Below are 26,947 nucleotides of genomic sequence, written 5' to 3' on the forward strand. Positions count from 1 at the left end.
GCTTGTTGTCCACTGAGACCACAAGCTCGCTGCAGATGCCGATGGCAAAGGCTACTGGATCGGCGCCGACTACCGCACGGGCGCGCATCAGATCAAGGCGCAATACGTGCAGAACAAGGCTGAGAACGTGGCCGAAGGCAAGACGCAAGCGCTGGGCGCCGGCTACCAGTACGACCTCTCGAAGCGCACAGCGGTGTATTCGTCGCTCACGCGCTTCAAGAACGAAGGGACCGGCTACTCGAACCGCTGGGCCACCAGCTTGCCAGCGACGCTGACCAGCGCAAGCGACCGCAACATCACCGAGCTGGCGCTCGGCGTGCGCCACAGCTTCTGATCACTGCAAGTTGAACAAGAGGTTACGTGACCTCCTTGCGGCCCGCCTGGAAACAGAGCGGGCCGTTTTTTCAGGGCTGAGCGCGGGGCCTCGTCGCTAGCTTTGCACCTGCTCGTCGCGCTGCTCGTCGACCGGCCAATCGCGGATGTAGGCCTTGAGCATGCGGTTCTCGAAGTCTTGGCTGTCGACCACGGCCTTGGCCACGTCGTAGAACGAGATCACGCCCATCAGCGTGCGCTGCGTCATCACCGGCATGTATCGCGCATGGCGCTCAAGCATCATGCGTCGCACTTCGTCTATCTCGGTTTCAGGGGTGCAGGTGAGCGGGTGGTCGTCCATCACGCCGCGCACAGAGGTGTTACCCACGCTGCCGCCGTTTTTCACGACGGCGAGTATCACCTCGCGGAAGGTCAGCATGCCGACCAGGTCACCGTGGTCCATCACCACCAGTGAGCCGATGTCGCGGTCAGACATGGTCTGCAGCGCTTCGCCCAGAGCTTGATCGGGGGTGGCGGTGAACAGCGTGCCGCCTTTGACACGCAGAATGTCTGCGACTTTCATGGGTGATCTCCCGTGGCAGGTGACGGATCAATATAGCCCACAATCTTCTGGAACAGAAGGCGCATTTCCGCCCGGAGACTCCCCATGCCAGGCCATTCCGACCCCGGTTTCGACACCCTGTCTTTGCATGCCGGCACCGCGCCCGACCCGGCCACCGGCGCACGCGCGGTGCCCATCTACCTCAGTACCAGCTTCGTCTTCGAGAGCAGCGACCACGCAGCGGCGCTGTTCAACATGGAGCGCTCGGGCCACGTCTACAGCCGCATTTCCAACCCCACCACCGCCGTGCTCGAAGAGCGCGTGGCCGCACTCGAAGGCGGGGTGGGCGCCATCGCCACGAGCAGTGGGCAGTCGGCGCTGCACCTGGCGATTGCCACGCTGGCCGGCGCGGGCTCGCACATCGTGTCGAGCAGCGCGCTCTACGGTGGCTCGCACAACCTGCTGCACTACACGCTGTCGCGCTTTGGCATCAGCACCACTTTCGTGAAACCGGGTGACATAGACGGTTGGCGCGCGGCCATTCGACCCGAGACGAAGCTGCTGTTCGGCGAGACGCTGGGCAACCCCGGGCTCGACGTGCTCGACATCCCGACCCTCGGCGCCCTCGCTCACGAGCACGGCCTGCCGCTGCTGGTCGACTCCACCCTCACCTCGCCCTGGCTCATCAAGCCCTTCGAGCACGGTGCTGACCTGGTCTACCACTCGGCCACCAAGTTTTTGAGTGGGCACGGCACGGTGGTGGGCGGCGTGCTGGTCGACAGCGGGCAATTCGATTGGGCGGCATCGTCTCGTTTCCCGGAGCTCAATCAGCCCTATGCGGGGTTTCACAACATGGTCTTCAGCGAAGAAAGTACCGTGGGCGCATTCCTGCTGCGGGCCCGCCGCGAGGGGCTGCGCGATTTCGGCGCCTGCATGAGCCCACACACGGCCTGGCTGATCCTGCAAGGCATCGAGACCTTGTCGCTGCGCATGGAGCGGCACGTGAGCAATGCGCGCAAGGTGGTGGAGCATCTGGCCGCCCACGCCATGGTCGAGAGCGTGGGCTACCCCGAGCTGCCGAATCACCCGAGTCATGCGCTCGCGAAGAAACTGCTGCCGCGCGGCTGCGGCTCGGTGTTCAGCTTCAACCTCAAGGGCAATCGCACGCAGGGCAAGGCTTTCATTGAGGCGTTGAAGGTGTTCTCGCACCTGGCCAACGTGGGCGACTGCCGCTCGCTGGTGATCCACCCCGCCTCGACCACGCACTTCCGCATGGATGACGCCGCACTGGCGCAGGCCGGCATCACGCAGGGCACGATCCGCTTGTCCATCGGGCTGGAAGACGCCGACGACTTGATCGACGACCTCTCACGCGCACTCAAGGCGGCACAGAAGGTGGCGGCATGAAGCTGCGCGTGCAAGGGGCCGAGGCCTATGCGTACACCGGCGGAAGAACGTTCGATCCCTCGCTGCCGACCATCGTTTTCATCCATGGCGCGATGCACGACCACAGCGTCTGGGCCTTGCAAACGCGTGCCCTGGCACACCACGGGCATGCGGTGCTGGCGGTCGACCTGCCCGGCCACGGCCGCAGCGCCGGGCCAGCACCGGCCAGCGTGGAGGCTGCAGCGCAGTGGATCGTCGAGCTGCTGGATGCCGCGGGCGTGAAACACGCCGCCTTGGTCGGGCACAGCATGGGCTCGCTGATCGCACTCGAAGCGGCCGCTCTGCTCGGTGAACGCGCAACACAGCTGGTGCTGGTCGGTGCCACGTTCCCAATGAAGGTGTCGCCCGCCCTGCTCGACACCGCGCTTCGCGAGCCTCTGACGGCCATCGACATGGTCAACGCCTTGTCTCACTCCACATTGGGCGCAAAGCCCTCGGCACCCGCCCCGGGCTTCTGGCTGCACGGGGGCAACCGCGCGCTCATGCGCAGGCTGCAATCGGCCTACGCGGCGGCGGGGCACGGCAACCTGTTCCACCACGACTTTCAAGTGTGTGACGGCTATGCGGCCGGCGCAGAGGCGGCACGGCGCGTGCGCTGCCCCTCACGCCTCATCTTGGGCAGCCTTGACCAGATGACGCCGGCCCGTTCTGCCGCGGCGCTCATGAAGGCCTTGAATGCCAACTGCATCACGCTGCCCGCCGGACATTCCCTGATGGGAGAGGCCCCCGATGAGGTGTTGAATGGCATTCGGTCTTTTCTCGCCCGGAGCACCCCATGAACACCGCCAACCCTGCCGACCCCAAATCGATCAAGAGCTTCGCCGATTTCTACCCCTTTTACTTGAGCGAACACAGCAACCGCACCTGCAGGCGTCTGCACTTCGTGGGCTCGACCCTTGCGTTGCTCTGTTTCATGACCGCCATCGCGCGTGGGCAACCCGTCTATTTGTTGTACGGGCTGTTGTGCGGCTACGGCTTTGCCTGGGTGGGGCACTTCGGCTTCGAGAAAAACAAGCCGGCCTCGTTCAAGCGGCCGCTGTTCAGCTTCATGGGCGATTGGGTCATGTACAAAGACATCTGGCTCGGCAAGATACCGTTCTGACCTACCCGGTAGCGCTACACGATGGCCCCTCAGGTCGCTTCGGCCGCATCGCGGCTCGCCCACGTCGAAAGGCTGGTCGACGCCATCGACCTGCCCATGGGCCGCTGGGGCCGCGACTACCGCCTCGTCTTCTGCAACACCCCCTACCTGCACTGGGCCGGCCGCAGCCGCGATGAGTTGATTGGGCGCAGCCTGCAAGAGCTTTTCGGCGACGAGGCCTGGCGCTGCGCGAAGCCCGCTTTCGCGCAAGCCTTCAAGGGGCACACCGTCAACTACGAGCGCAAGCTGCAGCACCTTGAGCAGACGGGCCGTTGGGCGCGCATCCAGGTGTTCCCCGACACCGACGCGCGCGGTCATGTCGACAGCGTGTTCACCATCGCCTTCGACATCCACAACGACGTGCTTGAGCGCGAATCGCTCGCCGCCGCACGCGTGAGCCTCAGCCGGTTCACCGAAAACATTCCCTACCCGCTGACCTACGTTGACCGGCATTTCGTTTTGCAGTTCGTCAACAAGGCCTACATCGACGCCACCGGCCAGCAACCCAAGGAGATGCTGGGCCGAGCCATAGGCGACGTGCGCGGCGCCAAGCGCTGGAAAGAGCACCAGCCCTACTTCGAGCGTGCGCTCGAAGGCAAGACGGTGCAGTACACCCGCCTGGCCAACCTGGCCACGCAAGGCCCGCGCTGGGTGCGCACCAGCTACGTGCCCGACTTCGATACCGACGGCACCGTGATGGGCCTGTACACCGTGACGGTCGACGTGCACGAGCTGACGCTGGCGCAAGAAAACCTGAAACGCAGCGTGGAGCGCGACCCGCTCACAGACGTGTTGAGCCGCCGCGCGATGATGGACCGGATGGAAGCCGCCACCGCCACGTCCGACCGCACCCCGGTGGCCCTGTTCTTCATCGACCTGGACGGCTTTAAGGCGGTCAACGACCGCTTGGGCCACCGCACCGGCGACAGCTTGCTGATCGGCGTGGGCCAGGCGCTGCAAAGTGCCGTTCGGGCCGAAGACTCGGTGGCGCGTTTCGGCGGTGATGAGTTTTTGGTGCTGGCGGAGGTGCGCGACGAAGCGGGTGCCCATGCGCTGGCGCTGCACATGCTCGCTGCGGTGCGCAGCGTGACGGCCCACCCGGTGAGCGCGAGCATCGGCTACGCCCTGGCCCCCAGCGATTCTCAGCAGCCGCTCAAGCTCTTGCAGCTGGCCGACGAGGCCATGTACGAAGCCAAGCGCCAAGGCAAGAACCGCGTGGTGCGCGGAGGCGCGGCCATGGCGCGCCAAGACGCTAGTTCTTGATCAGGTCGTGCAGCGTCATCTGCGCAAAACCCGCGTGAGACCAAAAGCCCTGCAGCGCAGGTACAGGCTCCAGTAGCACGCGTTCGAGCAGGGGCTGCGCCGGGGTAGCGGCCGGGTCGCACAGCAGCACATAGCGCGCACCCTCTTCTTCATCGAGCCGCCCCACCCAGTCGATGGCGACCAGGGTGTCGAGCAGGGGCTCGATCTGCAGCGGGTCGGTGCGCAAGTCTTCCGACAGCTTGGCCGCGCTCAGCCCGTGCGTGCTGAGGTCGCGTGCCTGGGACAGCTCGCGCAGCATGCCCACCACCAGCTGAAAGCGGTAGCCGGGCACCGAGGGCCGCCTGACCACGCGCATCTGGAGGCTGGGGGCATAGGCCGCAATCACCGCGCCGAGCAGCACGATCACCCAGCCCAGGTAGATCCAGATCAACAGAATGGGTACGGTGGCGAAAGCGCCGTACACCGTGGTGTAGATCGGCATGCTGCCCAAGTACCAACCCAGAACGCGCTTGGCCAACTCGAAACCCGCTGACACGAACACGCCGCCCGCGAGCGCATGCCGAAATCGCACATGGGTGTTGGGCACGTAATGGAAAAGGCCGGCCATGGCGGTGGCCAACAACACGAACTGCAGCGTGTTGAGGATGTAGCTCACGGCGCCGGGAATGTCGGACACGAAACCGCGGTTTGCCGAGATGGCATAAGAGGTAATCGACAGGCTGACCCCGAGCAGCAAGGGGCCGAGCGTGACGGCCGCCCAGTACACCAGCACGCGCTGTGCAATGGGCCTGGGCTTGCGCACGCGCCAGATCGCGTTGAGCGTGCGGTCGATGGTGAGCATCAGCGCCACCGCGGTGAACATCAGCACCACCAGGCCAAACGTGCCGAGTCGGTTGGCCTTGCTCGCAAACTGCGTGAGCGCGCCCAGCACCGGGCGGGCGATGGTGTCGGGCACCAGGGCTTGCAGAAAGTATTTCTGCAGCGCGTCTTGAAACTTCGCGAACATGGGGAAGGCGGTGAACAAGGCGAGCATCACCGTGACCAATGGCACCAGCGAGATCAGCGTGGTGAAAGTGAGGCTGCCGGCGGTGATACCCAGCCGGTCTTCGCGGAAGCGCTGGCGCAAGGTGCGCAGCGTGTCGAGCCAGGGCCAGTGTTGCAGCGTGCCCAGCAGCTCTGTGATGGACGCTCGCCAACTGAGCTTGAACGGGGACGGGAGATTCATTTACGGCATCATAGCCAGCGATGACTGCCTCTCTTCCCCCCTCTCGCCCTTCGCCGCCCCCTCCCTTCGTCAACCGCACGCGCGCCCTTGCGGTGGGCAGCCTCCTGGGCTTGATCGTGTTGTGCCTCGCCTGGGAGCTGTGGCTCGCGCCGCTGCGCCCCGGTGGCTCTTGGCTGGCGCTGAAGGCCTTGCCGCTCACGCTGCCGCTGGCCGGTCTCTTGAAAAACCGCATGTACACCTACCGCTGGGTGAGCCTGATGGTGTGGCTCTACTTCACCGAAGGCGTGGTGCGCGCCACCAGCGACCGCGGGCCGGGTGTGCCGCTGGCCATTGTTGAGGTTGTCTTGTGCCTGGCGCTCTTCGTGGCCTGCGCGCTTCATGTGCGCTGGCGCCTGCGCCATGGCAAGGCGGCGCCCGCGGCATGAGCGAGCTTCTGAACGCCATGCGCACCGCGGTGGGTGCCGCCAATGTGCTGGTCGAAGGCGACCTGTCGGCGTACGAACAAGACTGGCGACGGCGCTTTCGCGGCCGTGCGCTCGCGGTGGTGCGGCCCGGCAACACCACCGAAGTGGCTGCGGTGGTGAAGCTGTGCGCCCGCCACGGTGCAGGCCTGGTGCCGCAAGGCGGCAACACCGGCCTGGTGGTCGGCTCGGTGCCCGATGACAGCGGCTCGCAAGTGCTGCTGAGCCTGTCGCGCATGAACCGCGTGCGCGGCCTCGACAGCGCCAACCTCACGCTGACGGTGGAGGCCGGTTGCGTGCTGCAGTCGGTGCAAGAGGCCGCGGCCGCACAGGGCTTTCTGTTCCCGCTGAGCCTTGCGGCCGAAGGCAGCTGCACCATTGGTGGCAACCTGGCCACCAACGCCGGCGGCACACAGGTGCTGCGCTACGGCAATGCACGCGAGTTGTGCCTGGGGCTCGAAGTGGTCACCGCGCAAGGCGAGGTGTGGGAAGGCCTGGCCGGACTGCGCAAAGACAACACCGGCTACGACCTGCGAGACCTCTTCATCGGCAGTGAAGGCACGCTGGGCATCATCACAGCGGCCACGCTCAAGCTCTACCCGCAGCCGGCGGCGCGCATGACGGCGCTGGCGGCCCTGCCCTCGCTGGAAGCCGCGGTGTCGCTGTTGCAGCTGGCGCAATCGCGCCTGGGCTCGGGCCTCACCGGCTTCGAGGTGATGAATCGCTTCTCGCTGTCCCTGGTGCGCAAGCACTTCCCGCAGCTGCGTCAGCCCTTGCCCGAGGCCGAGTGGACAGTGCTGCTCGAACAGTCCGACACCGAAAGCGAAGCCCATGCGCGCGCGTTGTTCGAAGGCCTGCTCGAAGCCGCACTAGAACGCGAGCTCATCACCGATGCGGCCGTGGCCGAGAGCATCGAGCAGTCACGCGCCATGTGGCACTTGCGCGAATCCATCCCGCTTGCGCAGCCAGAAGAGGGGCCTAACATCAAGCACGACATCTCCATTCCCGTGTCGCGCATTCCAGAGTTCGTGGCCGCCACCGACGCGGCGCTGCAAGTGGCGCACCCCGGCACACGCTCGGTCAACTTCGGCCACCTGGGTGACGGCAACCTGCACTACAACCTGCAGGCGCCAGTCGATGTCGACGGAGCCACCTTTCTGCGCGAGCAAGAGCACGCAGTGAACACGCTGGTCTACGACGCAGTGATGGCCCATGGCGGCTCGATCTCCGCCGAGCACGGCGTGGGCAGCCTCAAGCGTGACGAGCTGGCGCAGCGCAAATCACCGGTGGCCTTGCAGCTGATGCGCGCCATCAAACGCGCACTCGACCCGCAGGGCCTGATGAACCCCGGCCGCATGCTCTAGCGCTCACCTGACCCGCGACATGCCTCAGCCAATGCCGAACCGGCAACGGTTGAATCTCGATCCGACCCAATCGGCAACACTCAGTGCACCAAGGCCTCGCAGCCGCGCCCCAGCTTGGGGTGAGTTGCGCACGCAGGCAGGCGCGTGACCTTGATGCGCCTCGCGGCCTGCAGACGCGCACGCGCTCCAGGCACATTCCAAAGCGCGACGTGCGGCCCGCGGAGCAGAGCAACGCGTGGCCAGCGCTTCCTCGGCCAAACCCTCCCCGTTGCCAGAGCGGCAACGCAGATGCCTGCCATCAGCACCGCAAGGAATCACTGAATCTCGCTTTCGGGCACGGACGCTGCAACGGCACTGGTGCAACCCGACTGGAGATGCCACCGTGCTCGTCCCCGCCCCGCAAACCATCGAGATCGCCATGCAACACGACTTCTGTCACCCAGGGGCTGGTTCGGCCAGAAGGGCATCAGCGTCAAACCCATGCGCAAGCCCCTCCCGGTGCTGGCGAGCCTGCTGCCAGCGTGGCGCAAAGCCGGCGCGCCCGCGGTGTGGCTGAACTGGGGTGTGCGGCCGGACCACCTGAACCTGCCGCCCACGGTGCAATTCACGGGCAAGCGCTCGGCCGATGGTGTGGGCTTGCCGAGGCCTCGCCCCGTGCCGATGGGCTGGAACGCGGCATGAGGCATCAACACGCCGAAGTGCTTCGCATCGGCTGCCAGGGGCCGGGTGACCTGAGCGCAGTGCAGGCGCTGGTGGACGCGGGCACCCTGCTGCCTGCGGACATCGTCGCCGTGATGGGCAAGACTGAAGGCAACGGCTGCGTCAACGACCACACGCGAGCATTTGCGACCATGGCCTGGTGCCAATGGCTTGCAGCGCAGCTCGGCTGCACGCCACATGAAGCGGAGCAGCGCGTGGCGCTGGTGATGTCGGGCGGCACCGAAGGCGTGCTATCGCCTCACTTCACGGTGTTCACCCGGCGCTGGGTGGATGGCGCGCCACAGCACGCACAGAAGCGGCTGGTGGTGGGCACCGCGCACACGCGCGACTTCACGCCCGACGAGATCGGCCGCGCAGCGCAGGTCGATGCCACGGCGCTGGCGGTGCAGGCTGCCATGGCGGATGCAGGCATAGACGATGCGACCGACGTGCACTTCGTGCAGGTGAAATGCCCGTTGCTCACGTCCACGAAGGTGAACGCCGCCACGGCCCCGGTCACGCGCGACACCTATGAATCGATGGGCTACTCACGCGGTGCCTCGGCGCTCGGCGTGGCGGTGGCGCTGGGCGAGGTGGCGCGCGAAGCCATCAGCGACGCATCCGTGCTGCACGAGCTTTCGCTCTACTCGGCTCGCGCCTCGGCCTCGGCCGGCATCGAGCTGGATGGCAACGTCGTCATCGTGATTGGCGAAGCGGCGGGGGCGGCATCACCGTACCGCATCGCCCACACCGTGATGCGCGACGCGGTGGACGCAGCGGCCGTTCGCACGCTCTTGCGCGAGGCCTTTGACCTCGATGCGGACCGGGACGCCGCGCAACTCAGCGCCCGTCTCGTCAACCTGCTGGCCAAGGCAGAGGCCAGCCCCGGCGGCAGCGTGCGCGGCCAGCGCCACACCATGCTCAACGACTCCGACATCAACGCCACGCGCCACGCGCGCGCAGCGGTGGGCGGTGTGCTCGCCTCGGTGGTGGGCCACACCGCCTTGTACGTGTCCGGCGGCGCCGAACACCAAGGCCCGCCCGGCGGTGGCCCGGTGGCCGCGATCTTGCGTGTCGATTAAGGCGTCACCATGCCGTCTCGTCGTGGGTAGAAGCCCGCATGACGGGCTGGGCGCAGCGCAAGACTGACATCGCTCTCACTTGAAGCCATCGCCTGGCCGGGCTCCTAAAAATTTTGGAAAACCCATGACCCGAATCCGTATCACCGCCGCCGGCCACAGCTTCATTGCCGAAACCCACCCCGAGGCACCACTGACCGTGGCCGCTTTTTTAAAGGTGCTGCCCTACCGGCAGAAGTTCATCCACGTGCGCTGGAGCGGTGAAGGCTGCTGGGTGCCGATGGGTGATTACGTGTTGGAAAACAGCGGCCAGAAGGTGGGCTTCGAAAACGCCACGGCGCACCCCTCGGTGGGCGATGTGCTGTTCTACCCCGGCGGCTACAGCGAGACCGAGATCATCCTGGCCTATGGCGCCTGCAGCTTTGCAAGCAAGCTGGGGCCGCTGGCTGGCAACCACTTCCTCACCGTCGTGGAAGGCAAGGAAGACCTGCGTGCACTCGGCGTGAAGACGCTGTGGGAAGGCGCGCAAGACGTGGTGTTCGAGCTGGCCTGATGCGCGACCGCTTATTGATCGTCAATGGCCTGGTGTTGCCCGATGCGGCCCAGGAAGCGCGCCCCGCCGACCTGTTGGTCGAAGACGGTTGCATACGCGAGATCGCCTCACCTGGCCAGTTCGGCGCCATGGAGGGCGCACGTGTCGTCGATGCGAGCGACCGATTGGTGATCCCAGGGCTCATCAACGGTCACACCCATGCCCACGGCGGCCTGGGCCGCGGCGCGGTACCCGACGTGGCGCTCGAAGGCTTCCTCGCTGCAGCCCCCTCGATCAATGGCCAGCGCGGCCTGGACGACCTCGCGCTGAGCGCCACGCTCACCGCGGCCGAGCTGTTGAAGAAAGGCTGCACCGCCCTCTTCGACATGACCACCGAGTTCCCGCTGCCCTCGGTGGCGGGCCTGCATGCGGTCGCGCAGGCCTACGCGGACGTCGGCATACGCGCGGTGGTCGCGCCGATGATGGCCGACCGCACGCTCTACCAGGCCTACCCGGAGCTACTGGCCTCGCTGCCCGAGGCCTTGCAGCCCCCCTTGGCTCGCCTGCAAGCCAGCGACCCACAGGCCTGCCTGGCGGTGGTGCGTCAGGCTGCGCAGAGCTGGCCTTTCGACAACGACCGCGTGCGCCTCGGCATCGCACCGACGATCCCGCTGCACTGCTCAGACGCCTTCATGCAAGGCTGCGCGGCGCTGTCGGCCGAGTTCGGCCTTCCCATGCAAACCCACCTGGCCGAGAGCCAGCAGCAGGCGGTCTTCGGCCAGAAGCGCTATGGCCGCAGCCTGGTGGCGCACCTGCACCAACTGGGCGTGCTGAGCCCGCGGCTGAGCGCGGCACATGCCATCTGGATCGGTGACGACGACATCGCGATGCTGGCCAAGGCCGGCGTGACAGCCATCCACAACCCGCTCAGCAACCTGCGCCTGGGCTCGGGCGTGGCACCGCTGCGCCGCATGATCGAGCGCGGCCTGCGTGTCGGCCTGGGCAGCGATGGCGCCAACACGTCCGACACGCAAAACCTGTTCGAGGCGGCGCGGCTGGCCACCTACCTCTCACGCGTGGTGGGTGCTGATGAAGACCGCTGGGTCGGCGCGAGTGATGCCCTGCGCATGGCCACCGAGCACAGCGCACACGCGCTGGGCTGGGGTGATCGGCTGGGCCGCATCGCGCCGGGCTACCAGGCCGACCTGGTGCTGCTCGACCTCGCGCAACCCATCTACGTGCCCCTGCGCGATCCCTTGCGCCAGATGGTGCACGGCGAGAACGGCGCGGCGGTCGACCGGGTGCTGGTGGCCGGCAAGGTGGTTGTCGAGCAAGGCCGGTTGCTGACGCTGGACGAGGCCGCCTTGCGCCGCCGAGCTCAGGCCGCAGCCGAGCGGCTGGACGCACTGAACACCGAAGGCCGCCACCTGGCACAGGCGCTGCGCCCCTGGGTGAGCGCCTTCTGTTGCGGCATCGGGCAAGCGCCCTTCCACCTGGCACGGCGCTTCTCTTGAAAGCCGTCAGCGCGCAGCTTCTTCGAGCAGCCAGGCCACAAAGTCGTTGACCTCGGGTTTTTTGGCCGAGGCCTCGGAGCGCATCAGGTGGTAGCCCATGGGCGAGGCCATGCTGTGACTGAAAGGCGCGAGCAGCTTGCGCTCCTTAATGAGAGCGTTGAGCAACGGGATGCGGCCCAACGCCAGGCCCTGCCCGCGAATGGCGGCCTGGATCATCTGGTCGTAGTCTGAGAAGTGCAGCGAGCCTGCGGGCTTGATGTGCTCGATGCGCATGGCGCGTAACCACAGCCCCCAGTCGGGGATCTGCGCGTCGCCGTGGTTGTCGGTGTGCAGCAGGGTGTGAAACTGCAGGTCTTCAGGTCGCTTCAAGGGGCGTGCCGCCTGCTTGCGCAGTGACGGGCTGCACACCGGAGTCATCACCTCGCCAAACAGGCTGACCGACTTGGGGCCGGCATTGACGGTCGCCCCGTAGCGCACCCCCACGTCGACACCGTCGCGGTCGAGGTTCACCAACTGCAGGCTGGCCGAAATGCGCACGTCAACGTCGGCATGCGAGGCGGTGAATGCCGACAAGCGTGGAATGAGCCACAGCCCCGCGAAGCCCGGCGTGGTGGTGAGCACCACAGTCTTCTGCCGTTGCCCCTGCTTGAGCTGCTCGGTCACGCTGTGCAACTGTTGCAGCACGGCGCTGGCGGTGATGTGCAGCTGCTGGCCCGCGTCGGTGAGGCGAAGGGCGCGGTGCAGGCGCTGGAACAGCGGAACGCTCAGCCGCTGTTCCAGCGCCGCGATCTGCCGGCTGATGGCCGACTGCGTGAGCGACAGCTCGGAAGCCGCCCGCGTGAAACTGAGGTGCCGGGCAGCCGCCTCAAAAGCTTCGAGCAGCTCAAGCGGGGGCAGTTGGTAGCGTCGCACGGCTTGCTTTCACATTCCAAATTCGCATGCAAAACATGCCAAATGAACGTTTGATCAACCGGAAGTTTACGATGAAACTGCTCTCAGATTCGATGCAAAACGGTTCGATCACATGAACGAAGCGCATGCGAATTCATCACCCAAGGAGCCCAACATGCGCCAAGTTTCAACCCCACGCCACACCCACCTGCTGCACCGTCAAACTTTCAACCTGCAGGCACGCAAGGGCCAACGCATAGAGTGCGAGAGCGGCCAGCTGTGGATCACGCAAGACGGAGATCCCCGCGATGTGATTTTGCAAGCGCATGAGTACTTCACACTCGACCAACGTGGACACACCCTGGTGTCGGCGCTGGAAGACGCCTCGTTTGTGCTGAGCAACCCCGCCGCAGCGCAAGCCAGCACCGGTCAACGCGCTTACTGAATCGGGCCCTTGGCCGCAGCAGGCACGGGCAAAGACATCACGTCTATGCCCTCTTCCTGCAGGGCCAACGCGTCTTCGCGTGTGGCTTGGCCACGAATGGCGCGCTCCTGCACTTCACCGTAGTGGATGCGGCGTGCCTCTTCGGCAAAGCGCTCGCCCACGTCGACGGTGTTGGCCATCACATGTTGTACGGCGCGCAGCCACATCGACTGCATGGTCACGTTGTCGGGCCTGGCCGCCGGAGCGGCGTCGGCCGCCACGGGCTCGCGCGCGCCGGACACATTGAGGCGCGGCGCCGAAGGCATCTTGCTGATGGTCTTGTCGGCGCACATAGGGCATTCGACCAAGCCCCGCTCGAACTGCGACTGGAAATCGTCTTCCGAGGCAAACCAGCCCTCGAAGGAGTGATCGTGGCTGCAGCGCAGGTTGAGAACCTTCATGTCTGCATTATGGGCAGCACCCCGGCCGGCGTGGGCTGCCAGGGCAACTGCCAACGCCCGGAACGCCAATTCTGCAACCAGAGCAGGCCGATCAGCGTCTTGGCGTCGGTGAGCTCACCGCGCTGGGCCAGATCGTCCAGCGCTTCGGCAGTGGTGGTTTCCACGTCGAGAAACTCACCGGCATCGAGGGTGCGAACGCCAAGCTCGAGCCCACGCGCAAACCACACCTCTATGCCTTCGTTGGAATACGCAATGGCGTTGTGCAAAATGCCGGCGCGCGCCCATTCACGGGCGCGATAGCCTGTTTCTTCGGCCAGCTCGCGCACCGCGCAGTGCAGCGGCGGCTCGCCAGCATCGAGCTTGCCTGCAGGAAACTCGAGCATCACCCGCCCCATGGGGTAGCGAAACTGCCGCTCGACGACCAGGCGACCGTCGTCGAGCAAAGGCACGATCATCACCGCGCCAGGGTGGACGATGTACTCGCGGCCAGCCACGCTGCCGTCGGGCAGGCGAACCTGGTCGCGGCGAACATCGAGAAAGTGACCGCGGTATACCTGCTGCGAGCTGACCCGCTCCTCGCGCAGATGCTCGTCGCTCATGGGGCGCTCAGGTCTTGAGGGCTTGCAGCACGGCGTTGGCGCACAGGGTCATCAGCCAGCCGGGCAGCAAGCCGAAAACCAGCACTGCAGCACCGTTGAGCGACAGCAAGAAGCGCACGTCACCCGTGGTGGTGATGGGAGCTGTCTCGCGCGGTTCGTCGAAATACATGACCTTGACCAGGCGCAGGTAATAAAACGCGCCCACCAGAGACAGGATCACCGCCACCACCGCCAGCGTGACGTAGCTGGCCTCGTTGGTCGATACCAGCGACTGCAGCACCGCAAGCTTGGCGTAAAAGCCGATCGTGGGCGGGATGCCCGCGAGCGAGAACATGAAGATCGCCATCACGGCCGCGTACCACGGGCTGCGCTTGGCCAGGCCTTTCAGGTCATCGATGTGCTCGCTCTCAAAGCCACGGCGCGAGAGCAGCATGATGATGCCGAAGGTGCCCAGCGTGGTGAGCACGTAGCTGATGAGATAGAACAGCGCCGACGAGTAGCCGTTGGCAGCCGAGAAGGTGTTGTTGGAGATCACCGTGGGGGTGAAGCCCAGCAGCATGAAACCGATCTGACCTATGGTCGAGTAGGCCAGCATGCGCTTCAGGTTGCTCTGCGCAATGGCCGCCAGGTTACCGAGCGCCATCGAGGCCACCGACAGCAGCATCAGCATCTGCTGCCAATCGGCGGCCACCCCCGACATGCCCTCGACCAGCAGGCGGAAGGTGATGGCGAAAGCGGCCAGCTTGGGAGCACCAGCAATGAGCAGCGTGACGGCAGTGGGGGCGCCCTGGTACACATCGGGAATCCACATGTGGAAGGGCACCGCACCCAGCTTGAACGCCAGGCCCGCCACCACAAAGACGGTGCCGAACACCAGCACAGCCTTGTTGATCTGGCCGGTGGCGATGGCGTTGAAGGCGATCGGGATGTCGAGCGAGCCGGTGGCGCCATACATCATCGACAAGCCGTAAAGCAGGAAGCCGCTGGCCAACGCGCCCAGCACGAAGTACTTCATTGCGGCCTCGGTGGCTTCGAGGTTGTCGCGGCGCAAGGCAGTCATCGCGTAAAGCGACAGCGACATCAGCTCAAGGCCCAGATAGACGATGAGGAAGTTGTTGGCCGCCAGCATCACCGAGATGCCCAGCAGCGAGAACAGGCTCAGCGTGAAGAGCTCACCCTTCAGGATCTCGCGGTGCTCGGCATACGGGCGTGCATAGGCCAGCGCCACCATCACCGAAATGGCCGCAAAGCAGCCCAGCAAATGGCCCAGCGGGTCGGTGACGACCATGCGCTGCATGCCGTAGAGGGTGAAGCCGCCGTCGTAGTAGAGCCAGTGCATCACGGCCACCGCGGCCAGCGTGGCCTGGGTCAGCAAGTAGGTGGGTGTGCGGCGCGGATGAGTGACCCACAAGTCAACCATGGCCACCACGCAGGCCATGCTCAACAGCACGATCTCAGGGTAGACGGCCAGCCAGTTCATGTCGTTCATGTTCTTGGGCTCAGTTCAGCTTCGAGACTGCAACGTGCTTCAGCAATTCGGTCACGCTCACATGCATGGTGTCGGTGAAGGGCCTGGGGTACAGGCCCATCCACAACACGGCGATGGCCAGCACGGCCAGGATCAGGTATTCGCGGGCGTTGATGTCTTGCAGCGCGCGCACGTCTTCGTTGGCTACGGCGCCGAAGTAAACGCGCTTGACCATCCACAGCGTGTAGGCCGCACCGAACACCAGCGTGGTAGATGCGAGCGCGCCCAGCCAGAAGTTCACCTTGATGGTGCCCAAAATGACCATCCACTCACCCACGAAGCCACCGGTGCCTGGCAGCCCGCAATTGGCCATGGCGAAGAAGACGGCCAAGGCGGTGAACTTGGGCATGGTGTTGACCACGCCACCGTAGCTCGAAATCTCACGCGAGTGCACACGGTCGTAGAGCACGCCGATGCACAAGAACATGGCGCCTGAGACGAAGCCGTGAGAGATCATCTGCACCAGCCCGCCCGAGATGCCCAGCTCGTTGAAAAGAAAGAAGCCCAGCGTTACGAAGCCCATGTGGGCGATGGACGAATAGGCCACCAGCTTCTTCATGTCTTGCTGCACCAGTGCCACCAGGCCGATGTAAACCACCGCGATCAGCGAAAGGCCAATCACAACCCAGGCCCAGTGGTGGCTCGCATCGGGCGTGACGGGCAGCGAGAAGCGCAGGAAGCCATAGGCGCCTAGCTTCAACATGATGGCCGCCAGCACCACCGAGCCACCCGTAGGCGCCTCGACGTGGGCATCGGGCAGCCAGGTGTGCACCGGCCACATCGGCACCTTGACGGCAAAGGCCGCAAAGAAGGCAAAGAACAACCAGGTCTGCTCGCTCATGGTGAGCGGCACGTTGTGCCAGGTCAGGATCTCGAAGCTGCTGCCCGACTTGAAGTACAAGAAGATCAGCGCGATCAGCATCAAGAGCGATCCGCCCAGCGTGTAGAGGAAGAACTTGAACGCGGCATAGACGCGCCGTGGCCCACCCCATACGCCGATGATGATGTACATCGGGATCAGCGTGGCCTCGAAGAACACATAGAACAACAGGCCGTCGAGCGCCGAAAACACACCGACCATGATGCCGGACAGGATGAGAAACGCGCCCATGTACTGGTTCACACGCTCGGTGATCACTTCCCACGCCGCGATCACGACGATGATGGTGATGAAGGCCGTGAGCAACACGAACCACACCGAGATGCCGTCGAGGCCCAGGTGGTATCGCACGTTGAAGCGCTCGATCCAGGCCAGGTTTTCCTGGAACTGCATGGCAGCGGTGCTGCTGTCAAAACCGGTGATCAGCGGGATGGTGACGAGGAAGCTGGCGACGGCAGCGGCCAGGGCCAGCCAGCGAACGGCTTTCACGTGCTCGTCGCGCCCTAGCGCGAGCAGCAGCACGCCAGACAAGATCGGCAACCAGATGGCGAGACTTAGCAAACCCATGTTCTTTTTCTCCGTGACCGGTTAGCGCCAGAGCGCTGCGCTGAGGTAAGGCCACAACTGCCAGGTCATCAACCCGATCACACCCAGAATCATCACCAGCGCATACCAGTAGAGGTAGCCGGTCTGCACCGTGCGCACCACCGAGGCAATGCCCCCAATGCCGCGGGCAGTGCCGTTGATCAGCAAGCCATCGATCACCGCGCCGTCACCGCCCTTCCACAGGCCCGTGCCCAACAAGCGCGCGCCGGCAGCCAGCACGTTTTCGTTGAACCAGTCGAAGTAGTACTTGTTCTCGAGAATGCGGTTGATGAAACCGGTACGAGCCTTGATCGCGGCCGGAATCTCAGGCTTGACCAGATAGAACACGTAGGCTGTGACGACACCCGCCAGCGCCAGCCAGAACGGCAGCGTGGTCAAGCCATGCACCGCCATGGCCCAGGCGCCGTGAAACTCCTTGGCCATCTCTTCCATCGCGTGGTGCTTCTCCAGGTTGAAGAAGATCGCGTCTTTGAAGAAGTCGCCATAAAGCATGGGCTTGATGGTCAGGTAACCGATGACCACCGAGGGAATCGCCAGCAGCACCAGCGGCAGCGTCACCACCCAGGGTGACTCGTGCGGATCATGGTGCTCGCCATGGTCATCGTGGTGGTCGTGCTCGCCCGGGAAGGGCTTGTGGCGGAAGCGCTCTTCGCCATGGAAGACCAGGAAGTACATACGAAAGGAATAGAAGGCCGTGACGAATACGCCCGCCACCACCGCGAAGTAGGCGAAGCCCGAGCCCCAGAGGTGGCTCTCATGCACCGCTTCAATGATGCTGTCTTTGGAGTAGAAGCCCGAGAACAGCGGCGTGCCGATCAGCGCCAGCGAGCCAAGCAGCGACGTGATCCAGGTGATCTTCATGTACTTGCGCAGGCCACCCATGTTGCGGATGTCTTGGTCGTGGTGCATGCCGATGATCACCGAGCCTGCGGCCAAGAACAGCAGCGCCTTGAAGAAGGCGTGCGTCATCAGGTGGAACACCGCCACCGAGTAGGCCGAAGCCCCCAGCGCCACCGTCATGTAGCCCAGCTGCGACAGCGTGGAGTAGGCCACCACGCGCTTGATGTCGTTCTGGATGATGCCCAGGAAGCCCATGAACAGCGCCGTGATCGCACCGATCACCAGCACGAAGCTGAGCGCCGTGTCAGACAGCTCGAACAGGGGCGACATGCGAGCCACCATGAAGATGCCCGCCGTGACCATGGTCGCGGCGTGGATCAGCGCCGAGATGGGCGTGGGGCCTTCCATCGAATCGGGCAGCCACACGTGCAGCGGGAACTGCGCGCTCTTGCCCATGGCGCCGATGAAGAGGCAGATGCAGATCACGGTGATCAGCATCCACTCAGTGCCCGGGAAACTGAGCTTGGCCAGCTCTTCGCTCTTGGCGAACACGTCGCCATAGCTGAGCGAGCCGGCAAACGCCACCACCAGGCCTATGCCCAGGATGAAACCGAAGTCACCCACCCGGTTGACCAGGAAGGCCTTCATGTTGGCGAAGATCGCGGTCGGCCGCGTGTACCAGAAGCCGATCAGCAGGTAAGACACCAGGCCCACCGCTTCCCAGCCGAAGAACAGCTGCAGGAAGTTGTTGCTCATCACGAGCATCAACATCGAGAAGGTGAACAGCGAGATGTACGAGAAGAAGCGCTGGTAGCCGTCGTCTTCTTCCATATAGCCGATGGTGTAGATGTGCACCATGAGTGACACGAAGGTCACCACGCACATCATCATCGCCGAGAGGCCGTCGATCAGGAAGCCGACTTCCATCTTCAGGCCGCCTAGCACCATCCATTCGTAGACAGTGGCGTTGAAACGCGCGCCTTCCAGCACGGCCTTCAGTGTGATCGCCGACAGAATGAACGAGATCAGCACGCCGAGGATGGTGACGATGTGCGAGCCGCGGCGGCCCACCGTCTTGCCGAAAAAGCCGGCAATGACGGCGCCCACCAGCGGCGCCAACGGCACCGCCAGCAAAAGGTTCTGAGTAAGTTGTGCGGACATTCGACCTCAGCCCTTGAGCGCGTCGAGCTCGTCGACGTTGATGTTGGACCGGTTGCGGAACAGCACCACCAGGATGGCCAGCCCGATGGCCGACTCAGCGGCCGCCACCGTCAGGATGAAGAACACGAACACCTGGCCGGCCATGCGGTCGGCTTCGAGGGGCAGGTAGTAGGAGAACGCCACGAAGTTGAGGTTGACCGCCAGCAGCATCAGCTCGATGGCCATCAGCAGCACGATCAGGTTCTTGCGGTTCAGGAAGATGCCGATCACCGACAGCGCAAAAAGGATGGCACCCACCGTGAGGTAGTGCCCCAGCGTCACGGGGCCCAGGGCCAGACCGGTCATTTCTTTTCTCCTGTGGGCGGCGCGGCGGGGGGCTCCGGGGGGGCAGGCGGCGGCTCGATCACCGGCTGCATCTTCACCACGCGCAGGCGATCGCCTTTCTTCACTTTCACCGCATCGGAAGCGCTGATGGCCTTGCTGTCTTTGCGTTGGCGCAATGTGAGTGCGATGGCGGCGATGATGGCCACCAGCAGCACCACGGCCGCAATCTGCAGCGGGTACAGATAGCGCGTATAGATCTGGATGCCCAGCATTTTGGTGTTGCCGAGCTCAATCGCCCTGGCGTCGGCCGCGGGTGCAGAGCGCACGTCGAAACCGGGGATCAACACGGCGGCCATCTCGAGCACGATGACGACACCCACCAGCGCTGCCACCGGAAAGTGCTTCCAGAAGCCGACGCGCAAGGCATCGACATTGACGTCGAGCATCATCACGACGAAGAGAAACAGCACCATCACCGCGCCGACGTACACCAGCACCAAGGCGATGGCGAGGAACTCGGCACGCAGCAGCAGCCAGATGCAAGAAGCCGAGAAAAATGCCAGCACCAGGAAGAGCGCGGAGTGCACCGCGCTGCGCGCCGTGATGACGCGGAACGACGCCGCCAACATCACGGCAGAGAAGACGTAGAAAAGCGCGGTGGATGTGTCCATATTTTGTTGTTTCGGCGCGAGCCCGAGCCCGCTCACCCTGAGGCATCTAAGGGTCAGCGATAGCGCGCGTCAGCCTCCTTGTTGGCTGCAATCTCTTTTTCGTATCGGTCGCCCACGGCGAGCAACATGTCTTTGGTGAAGTACAGGTCGCCCCGCTTTTCACCGTGGTACTCGAAGATGTGCGTCTCAACGATCGAGTCGACCGGGCAGCTTTCTTCGCAGAAGCCGCAGAAGATGCACTTGGTCAGGTCGATGTCGTAGCGCGTGGTGCGGCGCGAGCCATCGTCACGCACTTCAGATTCGATGGTGATCGCCAGCGCCGGGCACACCGCTTCGCAGAGCTTGCAGGCGATGCAGCGCTCTTCGCCGTTTTCATAACGGCGCAGCGCATGCAGCCCACGAAAGCGCGGTGAGGCCGGCGTCTTCTCTTCGGGAAACTGGACCGTGATGTGCGGCGAAAAGAAGTGCCGCCCGGTCAAGGCCAGGCCCTTGAAGAGCTCGATGAGCATGAAGCTCGAAAGCATATTTTTGACAGATGCCAATGCAGCCATGGTCTATCCCTTACTTCCAGATGTTCCAGGGAGATTGAATCCACAAACCCACTACAACCAGCCAAATGAGCGCGATGGGGATAAAGATCTTCCAGCCCAGACGCATGATCTGGTCATAGCGAAAGCGTGGGAAGGTGGCGCGAACCCAGAGGAACATGGTGACGACAATGAAGGTCTTGCCGAAGAACCAGAACCAGTCCCAGAACCAGGCAGTTGCGGTGATCCAGCCCGGCGTCTGCATGCCGAAAGCAGCAAAAGACACCGGTGCCAGCCAGCCGCCGAGGAACATGGTCACTGCCAGCGCTGAGACCAAGATCATGTTGGCGTATTCGGCCAAGAAGAACATGGCGAAAGCCATGCCCGAGTACTCGATCATGTGGCCGGCCACGATCTCGGATTCGCCTTCGACCACGTCAAAGGGGTGGCGGTTGGTCTCAGCCAGGCCCGAGATGAAATACACCATGAAGATGGGCAGCAGCGGCAGCCAGTTCCACGACAGGAAGCTCACGCCACGCTCGGCAAACATGCCCTTGCCCTGGCCCAGTACGATGTCGGTCATGTTGAGGCTGGCCGACACCATCAGCACCACCACCAGGGCAAAGCCCATGGCAATCTCGTAGCTGACCATCTGCGCTGAGGCGCGCAGTGCGCCAAGGAAAGCGTATTTCGAGTTGGAGGCCCAGCCAGCGATGATCACGCCATAGACCTCCATCGAAGTGATGGCCATCAGGAACAGCAGGCCGGCGTTGATGTTGGCGACCGCAACCTCGGGGCCGAAGGGCACAACCGCCCAGGCGGCCAGCGCCGGCATGATGGTCATGACCGGGCCGAGCAAGAAGAGATTGCGGTTGGCCTTCGCGGGAACAATGATCTCCTTGAAGATCAGCTTCACCGCATCGGCGATAGGCGTGAGCAGGCCGAAAGGGCCGACGCGGTTGGGGCCGGGCCGGATCTGCGTCCAGCCAATGGCCTTGCGCTCCCAGAGGGTCAGGTAAGCCACACAGCCCATCAGCGGCGCCACGAGCGCCACGATCTTGATCAGGCTCCAGGTGACCTCCCAGGCGGCGGGGTAGGCCTGCGGAAATTGCATCAACCAGTCGAGCATGCTCAAGCCCTCTCGACGGTGATGGCACCGAACATCGCGCCCAGCGATGCGGTGGCTGGGTGGCCCGCGGGCACGCGCACGGCGTGCGTTGCGAGCGTTGCATCCAGCCGTGCCGGCAGCACGGCAGAGGCAGCACCTTGCGACACCTTCACCGAAGCGCCATCGCTCAGGCCAAGCTGAGCCCACAGCGAGGCCGGGAGGCTGGCCACCGGCGGCTTGGCGTCAGCCGTGAGCTGTAGCGAAGTGGCGCGGCGCACCAGTGAATCGGTCATGTAGATAGGCACATCTGCCACGCGCTCGAAGCCTGTTGCGGGTGCTGCCGCAGCACTTGCAACTGCAGTGCTGTGATTGCTGAGACGCGAGGCCACAGTGCTCAAGTCACCCAGCGCTTCGGCACGCACTTCTTCGGAAGTCTCGAATTCGAAACCCTTGATGCCGAGCATGTTGCCGAGCACGCGCAGCACCTTCCAGGCCGGGCGGGTGTCGCCCAGCGGCTTGACCACGCCGTGGAAGCTTTGTACCCGGCCTTCGGCATTGACGAACGTGCCCGAGGTTTCGGTGAAAGGCGAGATGGGCAGCAGCACATCGGCGCAGTCGACGGCAGCCGTCTTGAACGGCGTGAGCGCGATCACCATTGCGGCCGATTGCAGCGCAGCACTGGCGGCAGCGCCGTTGGCTGCATCGAGCGTGGGCTCAACGTTCAGCAGCAGGCAGGCCTTCAAGGCGCCACCGAGCATCTGGCCGGCATTCAGGCCACCATCGCTCGGCATGGCTTTCACCAGCTGTGCACCGACCGTGTTTCCAGCTTCTGTGAGGTAGCCCACTGTGGCGCCCGTCTGCTCGCCTATCCACTGCGCCAGAGAGAGCAATTGGCTGGCTTGCGGGTGCTGGGCTGCAGCGTTGCCGAGCAGCACGGCCTTGCGCTCACCGCTGATCAGTGATGTTGCAATGGCCTGTGCAGCCTGGCTGGCATCGGCAGCGACCGGCGCCGTCACGCCTTTGGCAACGGCCACGGCGGAAGCCACCTCGGCCAGAGCCTGCGCCCACTGGCTAGGCGCCACAGAAAGCTGGTTGGCGATGGGCATCAACCAATCGTCTTGCAACGCATGAATGCTGTGCACCTTGGCGCCCTTGCGAGCGGCCTGACGTATGCGCTGGGCGAAGAGCGGGTGATCCTTGCGCAGGAAGGAGCCGACGACCAGCACGCTCTGCAACGTCGACAGCGAAGCCACGGACGTGCCGAGCCAGCGGACGCCACTGTTGTTGGCGAAATCAGCGTGGCGGGTGCGGTAGTCGATGTTCTCGCTGCCCAGCCCGCGCACGAGCTTGGCGAGCAGGTGCAGCTCTTCGACCGTGCTTTGCGCCGAACCCAGCGCACCGATGCTCTTGGCACCGTGGTCAGCCTTGATCTGCTTCAGGCCGCTGGCCACGTATTCGAGGGCGGTGGTCCAATCGACCGGCTTCCACTCGCCGCCCTGCTTGATCATGGGCGCGGTGAGGCGCTCGTCGCTGTTGACGGCTTCGTAAGAGAAGCGGTCGCGGTCGGCCAACCAGCACTCGTTGACATCTTCGTTTTCGAGCGGCACGACGCGCAGCACCTTGTTGTTCTTGACTTGAACAATCAGGTTGGCACCGGTGCCGTCGTGCGGGCTCACGCTCTTGCGGCGCGACAGCTCCCAGGTGCGGGCGCTGTAACGGAAGGGCTTGCTGGTCAGCGCACCCACCGGGCAGATGTCGATCATGTTGCCCGAGAGCTCGGAGTCAACAGTGTCACCCACAACCGTGGTGATCTCGGAGTGCTCGCCGCGGTGGATCATGCCCAGCTCCATCACGCCGGCCACCTCTTGGCCGAAGCGCACGCAGCGGGTGCAGTGGATGCAGCGGCTCATCTCTTCCATTGAGATCAGCGGGCCCACGTCTTTGTGGAACACCACGCGCTTTTCTTCGGTGTAGCGCGAAGACGAACCGCCGTAGCCCACCGCCAAGTCTTGCAGCTGGCACTCGCCACCCTGGTCGCAAATGGGGCAATCGAGCGGGTGGTTGATGAGCAAGAACTCCATCACACCGGCTTGCGCTTTGAGGGCCTTGTCGCTCTTGGTGCGAACGATCATGCCTTGGGTGACGGGCGTGGCGCAGGCCGGCATGGGCTTGGGCGCCTTCTCCACGTCGACCAGGCACATGCGGCAGTTGGCTGCGATAGAGAGCTTCTTGTGATAGCAGAAGTGCGGGATGTAGGTGCCGGCCTTGTCGGCAGCATGCATCACCATGCTGCCTTCGAGCACCTCTACCTTTTTCCCGTCGAGTTCAATTTCGATCATGTCGTGTCGCTCTGGTGTGCCGGTCAGACGTAGGCCGGAACCGTGGAGGTCTTGTGCTCGATCAGGTGCACAAATTCGTCGCGGAAGTGCTTGATCATGGCGCGCACCGGCATGGCGGCGGCATCGCCCAGCGCGCAAATGGTGCGGCCCTGGATGTTGTCGGCCACCGAGTTCAACAGGTCGATGTCTTCCATGCGGCCCTGGCCGTTGGCGACGCGCTCGACCATGCGATACAGCCAGCCCGTGCCTTCGCGGCAAGGCGTGCATTGGCCACAACTTTCGTGCATGTAAAAGTACGAGAGGCGCAACAGGCTCTTGACCATGCAGCGTGAGTCGTCCATCACGATCACCGCGCCCGAGCCCAGCATGGAGCCGGCCTTGGCAATGGCGTCGTAGTCCATGGTCAGCTCGTTCATGACAGCCGCAGGCAGCACCGGCGCCGACGAACCGCCGGGGATCACGGCCTTGAGCTTGCGGCCGGTGCGCACACCACCGGCCAGTTCCAGCAACTTGCTGAAGGGCGTGCCCAGCGGGACCTCGAAGTTGCCGGGCTTGTTCACATCGCCCACCACCGAGAAGATCTTGGTGCCGCCGTTGTTGGGCTTGCCTATCTCCAGGTAGGGCTGGCCGCCGTTGCGGATGATCCAAGGCACCGCGGCGAAGGTCTCGGTGTTGTTGATCGTGGTCGGCTTGCCGTACAGGCCGTAGCTCGCCGGGAACGGTGGCTTGAAGCGTGGCTGGCCCTTCTTGCCTTCCAGCGATTCGAGCAAGGCCGTTTCTTCACCGCAGATGTAGGCACCGAAACCATGCGAGCCGTGCAGCTGAAAGTTGAAGGCCGAACCGAGGATCTTGTCGCCCAGGTAACCGGCCACGCGAGCTTCTTCGAGCGCGGCTTCGAAGCGCTCGTACACCTCAAAGATCTCACCGTGGATGTAGTTGTAGCCCGTGGCAATGCCCATCGCGAAAGCGGCAATCGCCATGCCTTCGATGACGATGTGCGGGTTGAACATCAGGATGTCGCGGTCCTTGCAAGTGCCGGGCTCGCCTTCGTCGGAGTTGCAAACGAGGTACTTCGGGCCAGGGTACATGCGCGGCATGAAGCTCCACTTCAGGCCAGTCGGGAAGCCTGCACCGCCGCGGCCGCGCAGGCCCGAGGTCTTGACTTCAGCAATCACCTGCTCAGGCGTCATCGGCTCCGCGCCATTGCCGCCCTGGAGAATCTTGCGCAGCGCCTGGTAACCGCCACGTGCTTCGTAGTCTTTCAGCGACCAATTCTTGCCATCGAGACCGTCATAAATTTGGGCGCCAATATGGCGGCCGTGGAAACAGGTCTCGGTGCCAGTCGCCTGGAATCGGGAGAGGTCCAATTGGGGTTGCATGGTGGCGGCCTCGTTCACTTGACGCTTGCGTTCTTGCCTGCGTGCTCACGCAAGGTGTCGACGAGCGCGTCAAGGCGCGGCTCGTCCATGAAGCTGCACATCTGCCGGTCATTGACCAACAGCACCGGCGCATCAGCACAGGCACCCAGGCATTCGCTCTTTTGGATGGTCAGTGCGCCATCGGCAGTCGTGCCACCCTCTTCCACACCCAGCTTGCTGCACAGGTAGTTGAGCGCCGACTGGCCGCTGCGCAGCTGGCAAGGCAGGTTGGTGCACACGTTGAGCTTGAAAGCTCCCAGCGGGTGCTGGTTGTACATGTTGTAGAAGGTCGTGACCTCGTGCACCGCGATGGGTGGCATGCCGAGATAGTCGGCCACCAGGCGCTCGCTCTCGGCCGAGACAAAGCCCTGCTCGTGCTGCACGATGGTCAGGCAAGCCATCACGGCTGATTGCTTCTGATCGGCCGGGTACTTGGCGACTTCTTTGTCGAAGCGCGCGCGGGTCTTTGGGTCAAGAACCGTCATCGATCGATCTCTCCAAACACGATGTCCATGGTGCCGATCACGGCCACGGCGTCGGCAATCATGTGGCCGCGCGCCATTTCGTCGAGTGCTGCAAGGTGCGGGAAGCCGGGCGGGCGAATCTTCAAGCGATAAGGCTTGTTGGCACCATCGCTGATCAGGTAGATGCCAAACTCGCCCTTCGGGTGCTCGACCGCGGCATAGACCTCGCCTTCAGGCACATGGAAGCCTTCGGTGAAGAGCTTGAAGTGGTGAATCAGCTCTTCCATGCTGGACTTCATCTCCACGCGCGAAGGCGGCGCCACCTTGTGGTTGCTGGTGATGACAGGGCCGGCGTTCTTGCGCAGCCAGGCGGAGCACTGCTGAATGATGCGGTTGGCCTCGCGCATCTCGTACACGCGCACCAGGTAGCGGTCGTAGGTGTCGCCATTCGTGCCCAGCGGAATGTCGAAATCCATGCGCTCATAGACGTCGTAGGGCTGGTTCTTGCGCAAGTCCCACTGGATACCCGAGCCGCGCAACATGGGGCCGGTGAAGCCGAGGTTCAGCGCGCGCTCCGGCGACACAACACCGATGCCCACGGTGCGCTGCTTCCAGATGCGGTTGTCGGTGAGCAGGGTCTCGTAGTCGTCGACATTGGCGGGGAAGCGCGCGCAGAAGTCGTCGATGAAATCGAGCAAGGAGCCCGAGCGGTTCTCATTGAGCTTTGAAATGGCCTTGGCGTTGTGGATCTTCGATGCCTTGTACTGAGGCATCGAGTCGGGCAAGTCGCGGTAGACGCCGCCCGGGCGGAAGTAGGCCGCGTGCATGCGCGCACCCGACACCGCCTCGTACATGTCGAACAGGTCTTCTCGCTCGCGGAAGCAGTAGATGAGCATGTTCATCGCGCCGCAGTCGAGACCGTGCGCGCCCAGCCACATCAGGTGATTGAGCAAGCGGGTGATCTCGGAGAACATCACGCGGATGTACTGCGCACGCTCGGGCACGTCGACCCCCAGCAGGCGCTCGATGGCCAGGCAGTAGGCGTGCTCGTTGCACACCATCGACACGTAATCGAGGCGGTCCATGTAGGGCAACGACTGGATGTAGG

At 64.0% G+C, this 26,947-nt stretch carries 27 protein-coding genes and 1 pseudogene; 12 read left to right on the forward strand and 16 right to left on the reverse strand.

Features of this window, described 5'->3' with window-relative positions; translation table 11 throughout:
- Positions 1-40 precede the first annotated feature (40 nt).
- Positions 41-334 (forward strand): annotated as a pseudogene (locus AC30QB_RS14030) (porin); the annotation flags it as partial.
- A 96-nt stretch (positions 335-430) separates the two neighbouring features.
- On the opposite strand, the gene AC30QB_RS14035 reads toward AC30QB_RS14030, so the two are convergent.
- Complete coding sequence (locus AC30QB_RS14035) at positions 431-895, reverse strand: CBS domain-containing protein (RefSeq protein WP_489546849.1); 465 nt, start codon at positions 893-895, stop codon at positions 431-433.
- 84 nt (positions 896-979) lie between these two features.
- On the opposite strand from AC30QB_RS14035, the gene AC30QB_RS14040 reads away from it, so the two are divergent.
- The 4 genes from AC30QB_RS14040 to AC30QB_RS14055 are packed head-to-tail and all read left to right on the forward strand — an operon-like array spanning position 980 to position 4,724.
- Positions 980-2,281, forward strand: coding sequence for an O-acetylhomoserine aminocarboxypropyltransferase (locus AC30QB_RS14040; RefSeq protein WP_489546850.1), 1,302 nt, complete (start codon positions 980-982; stop codon positions 2,279-2,281).
- A complete protein-coding gene (locus tag AC30QB_RS14045) occupies positions 2,278-3,099 on the forward strand; it encodes an alpha/beta fold hydrolase (RefSeq protein WP_489546851.1) in 822 nt (273 codons plus the stop codon). Before AC30QB_RS14040 ends, AC30QB_RS14045 begins: the two co-directional genes overlap by 4 nt.
- Positions 3,096-3,422: an Mpo1-like protein gene (locus AC30QB_RS14050; protein WP_489546852.1), complete on the forward strand. Its 327-nt coding sequence runs from the start codon at positions 3,096-3,098 to the stop codon at positions 3,420-3,422. The genes AC30QB_RS14045 and AC30QB_RS14050 overlap by 4 nt, the downstream gene beginning before the upstream one ends.
- Before the next feature lie 21 nt (positions 3,423-3,443).
- Complete coding sequence (locus tag AC30QB_RS14055) at positions 3,444-4,724, forward strand: GGDEF domain-containing protein (RefSeq protein ID WP_489546853.1); 1,281 nt, start codon at positions 3,444-3,446, stop codon at positions 4,722-4,724.
- On the opposite strand, the gene AC30QB_RS14060 is transcribed toward AC30QB_RS14055, so the two are convergent.
- A complete protein-coding gene (locus AC30QB_RS14060) occupies positions 4,714-5,949 on the reverse strand; it encodes a YihY family inner membrane protein (protein ID WP_489546854.1) in 1,236 nt (411 codons plus the stop codon). The genes AC30QB_RS14055 and AC30QB_RS14060 overlap by 11 nt on opposite strands.
- Positions 5,950-5,969: 20 nt before the next feature.
- Between AC30QB_RS14060 and AC30QB_RS14065 the strand changes: the two genes are divergently transcribed.
- From AC30QB_RS14065 to AC30QB_RS14090, 6 genes are all read left to right on the forward strand, one after another.
- Positions 5,970-6,374: a DUF2069 domain-containing protein gene (locus tag AC30QB_RS14065; RefSeq protein WP_489546855.1), complete on the forward strand. Its 405-nt coding sequence runs from the start codon at positions 5,970-5,972 to the stop codon at positions 6,372-6,374.
- Positions 6,371-7,774: an FAD-binding oxidoreductase gene (locus tag AC30QB_RS14070; protein ID WP_489546856.1), complete on the forward strand. Its 1,404-nt coding sequence runs from the start codon at positions 6,371-6,373 to the stop codon at positions 7,772-7,774. The genes AC30QB_RS14065 and AC30QB_RS14070 overlap by 4 nt, the downstream gene beginning before the upstream one ends.
- A 480-nt stretch (positions 7,775-8,254) precedes the next feature.
- Positions 8,255-8,455 (forward strand): hypothetical protein, encoded by a 201-nt coding sequence (locus AC30QB_RS14075; RefSeq protein WP_489546857.1) that lies wholly within the window; start codon positions 8,255-8,257, stop codon positions 8,453-8,455.
- Complete coding sequence (gene atzD, locus AC30QB_RS14080; protein ID WP_489546858.1) at positions 8,452-9,555, forward strand: cyanuric acid amidohydrolase; 1,104 nt, start codon at positions 8,452-8,454, stop codon at positions 9,553-9,555. The genes AC30QB_RS14075 and atzD overlap by 4 nt, the downstream gene beginning before the upstream one ends.
- Before the next feature lie 124 nt (positions 9,556-9,679).
- On the forward strand, positions 9,680-10,105 hold the full coding sequence (locus AC30QB_RS14085) for a DUF3830 family protein (protein ID WP_489546859.1): 426 nt from the start codon (positions 9,680-9,682) through the stop codon (positions 10,103-10,105).
- Positions 10,105-11,598, forward strand: a complete 1,494-nt coding sequence (locus tag AC30QB_RS14090) for an amidohydrolase family protein (RefSeq protein WP_489546860.1) — start codon at positions 10,105-10,107, stop codon at positions 11,596-11,598. Before AC30QB_RS14085 ends, AC30QB_RS14090 begins: the two co-directional genes overlap by 1 nt.
- A 6-nt stretch (positions 11,599-11,604) precedes the next feature.
- On the opposite strand, the gene gcvA is transcribed toward AC30QB_RS14090, so the two are convergent.
- Entirely contained in the window at positions 11,605-12,510 is a 906-nt protein-coding gene (gcvA, locus tag AC30QB_RS14095) for a transcriptional regulator GcvA (protein WP_489546861.1), read from the reverse strand.
- Positions 12,511-12,664: 154 nt separating this feature from the next.
- On the opposite strand from gcvA, the gene AC30QB_RS14100 reads away from it, so the two are divergent.
- A complete protein-coding gene (locus tag AC30QB_RS14100; protein WP_489546862.1) occupies positions 12,665-12,934 on the forward strand; it encodes a DUF2917 domain-containing protein in 270 nt (89 codons plus the stop codon).
- On the opposite strand, the gene AC30QB_RS14105 is transcribed toward AC30QB_RS14100, so the two are convergent.
- The 13 genes from AC30QB_RS14105 to AC30QB_RS14165 all read right to left on the reverse strand — a co-directional run.
- Complete coding sequence (locus tag AC30QB_RS14105) at positions 12,928-13,374, reverse strand: DUF1178 family protein (protein WP_489546863.1); 447 nt, start codon at positions 13,372-13,374, stop codon at positions 12,928-12,930. The two genes, AC30QB_RS14100 and AC30QB_RS14105, sit on opposite strands and share 7 nt — an antisense overlap.
- A complete protein-coding gene (locus tag AC30QB_RS14110; protein ID WP_489546864.1) occupies positions 13,371-13,973 on the reverse strand; it encodes an NUDIX domain-containing protein in 603 nt (200 codons plus the stop codon). The genes AC30QB_RS14105 and AC30QB_RS14110 overlap by 4 nt, the downstream gene beginning before the upstream one ends.
- Positions 13,974-13,980: 7 nt before the next feature.
- Positions 13,981-15,462, reverse strand: a complete 1,482-nt coding sequence (gene nuoN / locus AC30QB_RS14115; protein ID WP_489546865.1) for an NADH-quinone oxidoreductase subunit NuoN — start codon at positions 15,460-15,462, stop codon at positions 13,981-13,983.
- A gap of 10 nt (positions 15,463-15,472) precedes the next feature.
- Positions 15,473-16,948, reverse strand: coding sequence for an NADH-quinone oxidoreductase subunit M (locus AC30QB_RS14120; protein WP_489546866.1), 1,476 nt, complete (start codon positions 16,946-16,948; stop codon positions 15,473-15,475).
- Between the two features lie 21 nt (positions 16,949-16,969).
- On the reverse strand, positions 16,970-18,988 hold the full coding sequence (gene nuoL / locus AC30QB_RS14125) for an NADH-quinone oxidoreductase subunit L (RefSeq protein ID WP_489546867.1): 2,019 nt from the start codon (positions 18,986-18,988) through the stop codon (positions 16,970-16,972).
- Positions 18,989-18,994: 6 nt separating this feature from the next.
- Entirely contained in the window at positions 18,995-19,333 is a 339-nt protein-coding gene (gene nuoK, locus AC30QB_RS14130) for an NADH-quinone oxidoreductase subunit NuoK (protein WP_489546868.1), read from the reverse strand.
- Complete coding sequence (locus AC30QB_RS14135) at positions 19,330-19,983, reverse strand: NADH-quinone oxidoreductase subunit J (RefSeq protein WP_489546869.1); 654 nt, start codon at positions 19,981-19,983, stop codon at positions 19,330-19,332. The genes nuoK and AC30QB_RS14135 overlap by 4 nt, the downstream gene beginning before the upstream one ends.
- Before the next feature lie 53 nt (positions 19,984-20,036).
- A complete protein-coding gene (nuoI, locus tag AC30QB_RS14140; RefSeq protein WP_489546870.1) occupies positions 20,037-20,534 on the reverse strand; it encodes an NADH-quinone oxidoreductase subunit NuoI in 498 nt (165 codons plus the stop codon).
- A gap of 10 nt (positions 20,535-20,544) precedes the next feature.
- Positions 20,545-21,639, reverse strand: a complete 1,095-nt coding sequence (gene nuoH, locus AC30QB_RS14145) for an NADH-quinone oxidoreductase subunit NuoH (protein WP_489546875.1) — start codon at positions 21,637-21,639, stop codon at positions 20,545-20,547.
- 2 nt (positions 21,640-21,641) lie between these two features.
- Positions 21,642-23,957, reverse strand: coding sequence for an NADH-quinone oxidoreductase subunit NuoG (nuoG, locus tag AC30QB_RS14150; protein WP_489546871.1), 2,316 nt, complete (start codon positions 23,955-23,957; stop codon positions 21,642-21,644).
- A 23-nt stretch (positions 23,958-23,980) separates the two neighbouring features.
- Entirely contained in the window at positions 23,981-25,336 is a 1,356-nt protein-coding gene (gene nuoF, locus AC30QB_RS14155; RefSeq protein WP_489546872.1) for an NADH-quinone oxidoreductase subunit NuoF, read from the reverse strand.
- A gap of 14 nt (positions 25,337-25,350) precedes the next feature.
- Positions 25,351-25,860 (reverse strand): NADH-quinone oxidoreductase subunit NuoE family protein, encoded by a 510-nt coding sequence (locus AC30QB_RS14160; RefSeq protein WP_489546873.1) that lies wholly within the window; start codon positions 25,858-25,860, stop codon positions 25,351-25,353.
- Positions 25,857-26,947, reverse strand: a 1,091-nt coding sequence (locus tag AC30QB_RS14165; protein ID WP_489546874.1) for an NADH-quinone oxidoreductase subunit D, incomplete at its 5' end; no start/stop codon positions are given. The genes AC30QB_RS14160 and AC30QB_RS14165, both read right to left, overlap by 4 nt.

The organism is Rhizobacter sp. (assembly GCF_046595475.1).
Taxonomy (GTDB): Bacteria; Pseudomonadota; Gammaproteobacteria; order Burkholderiales; family Burkholderiaceae_C; genus Rhizobacter.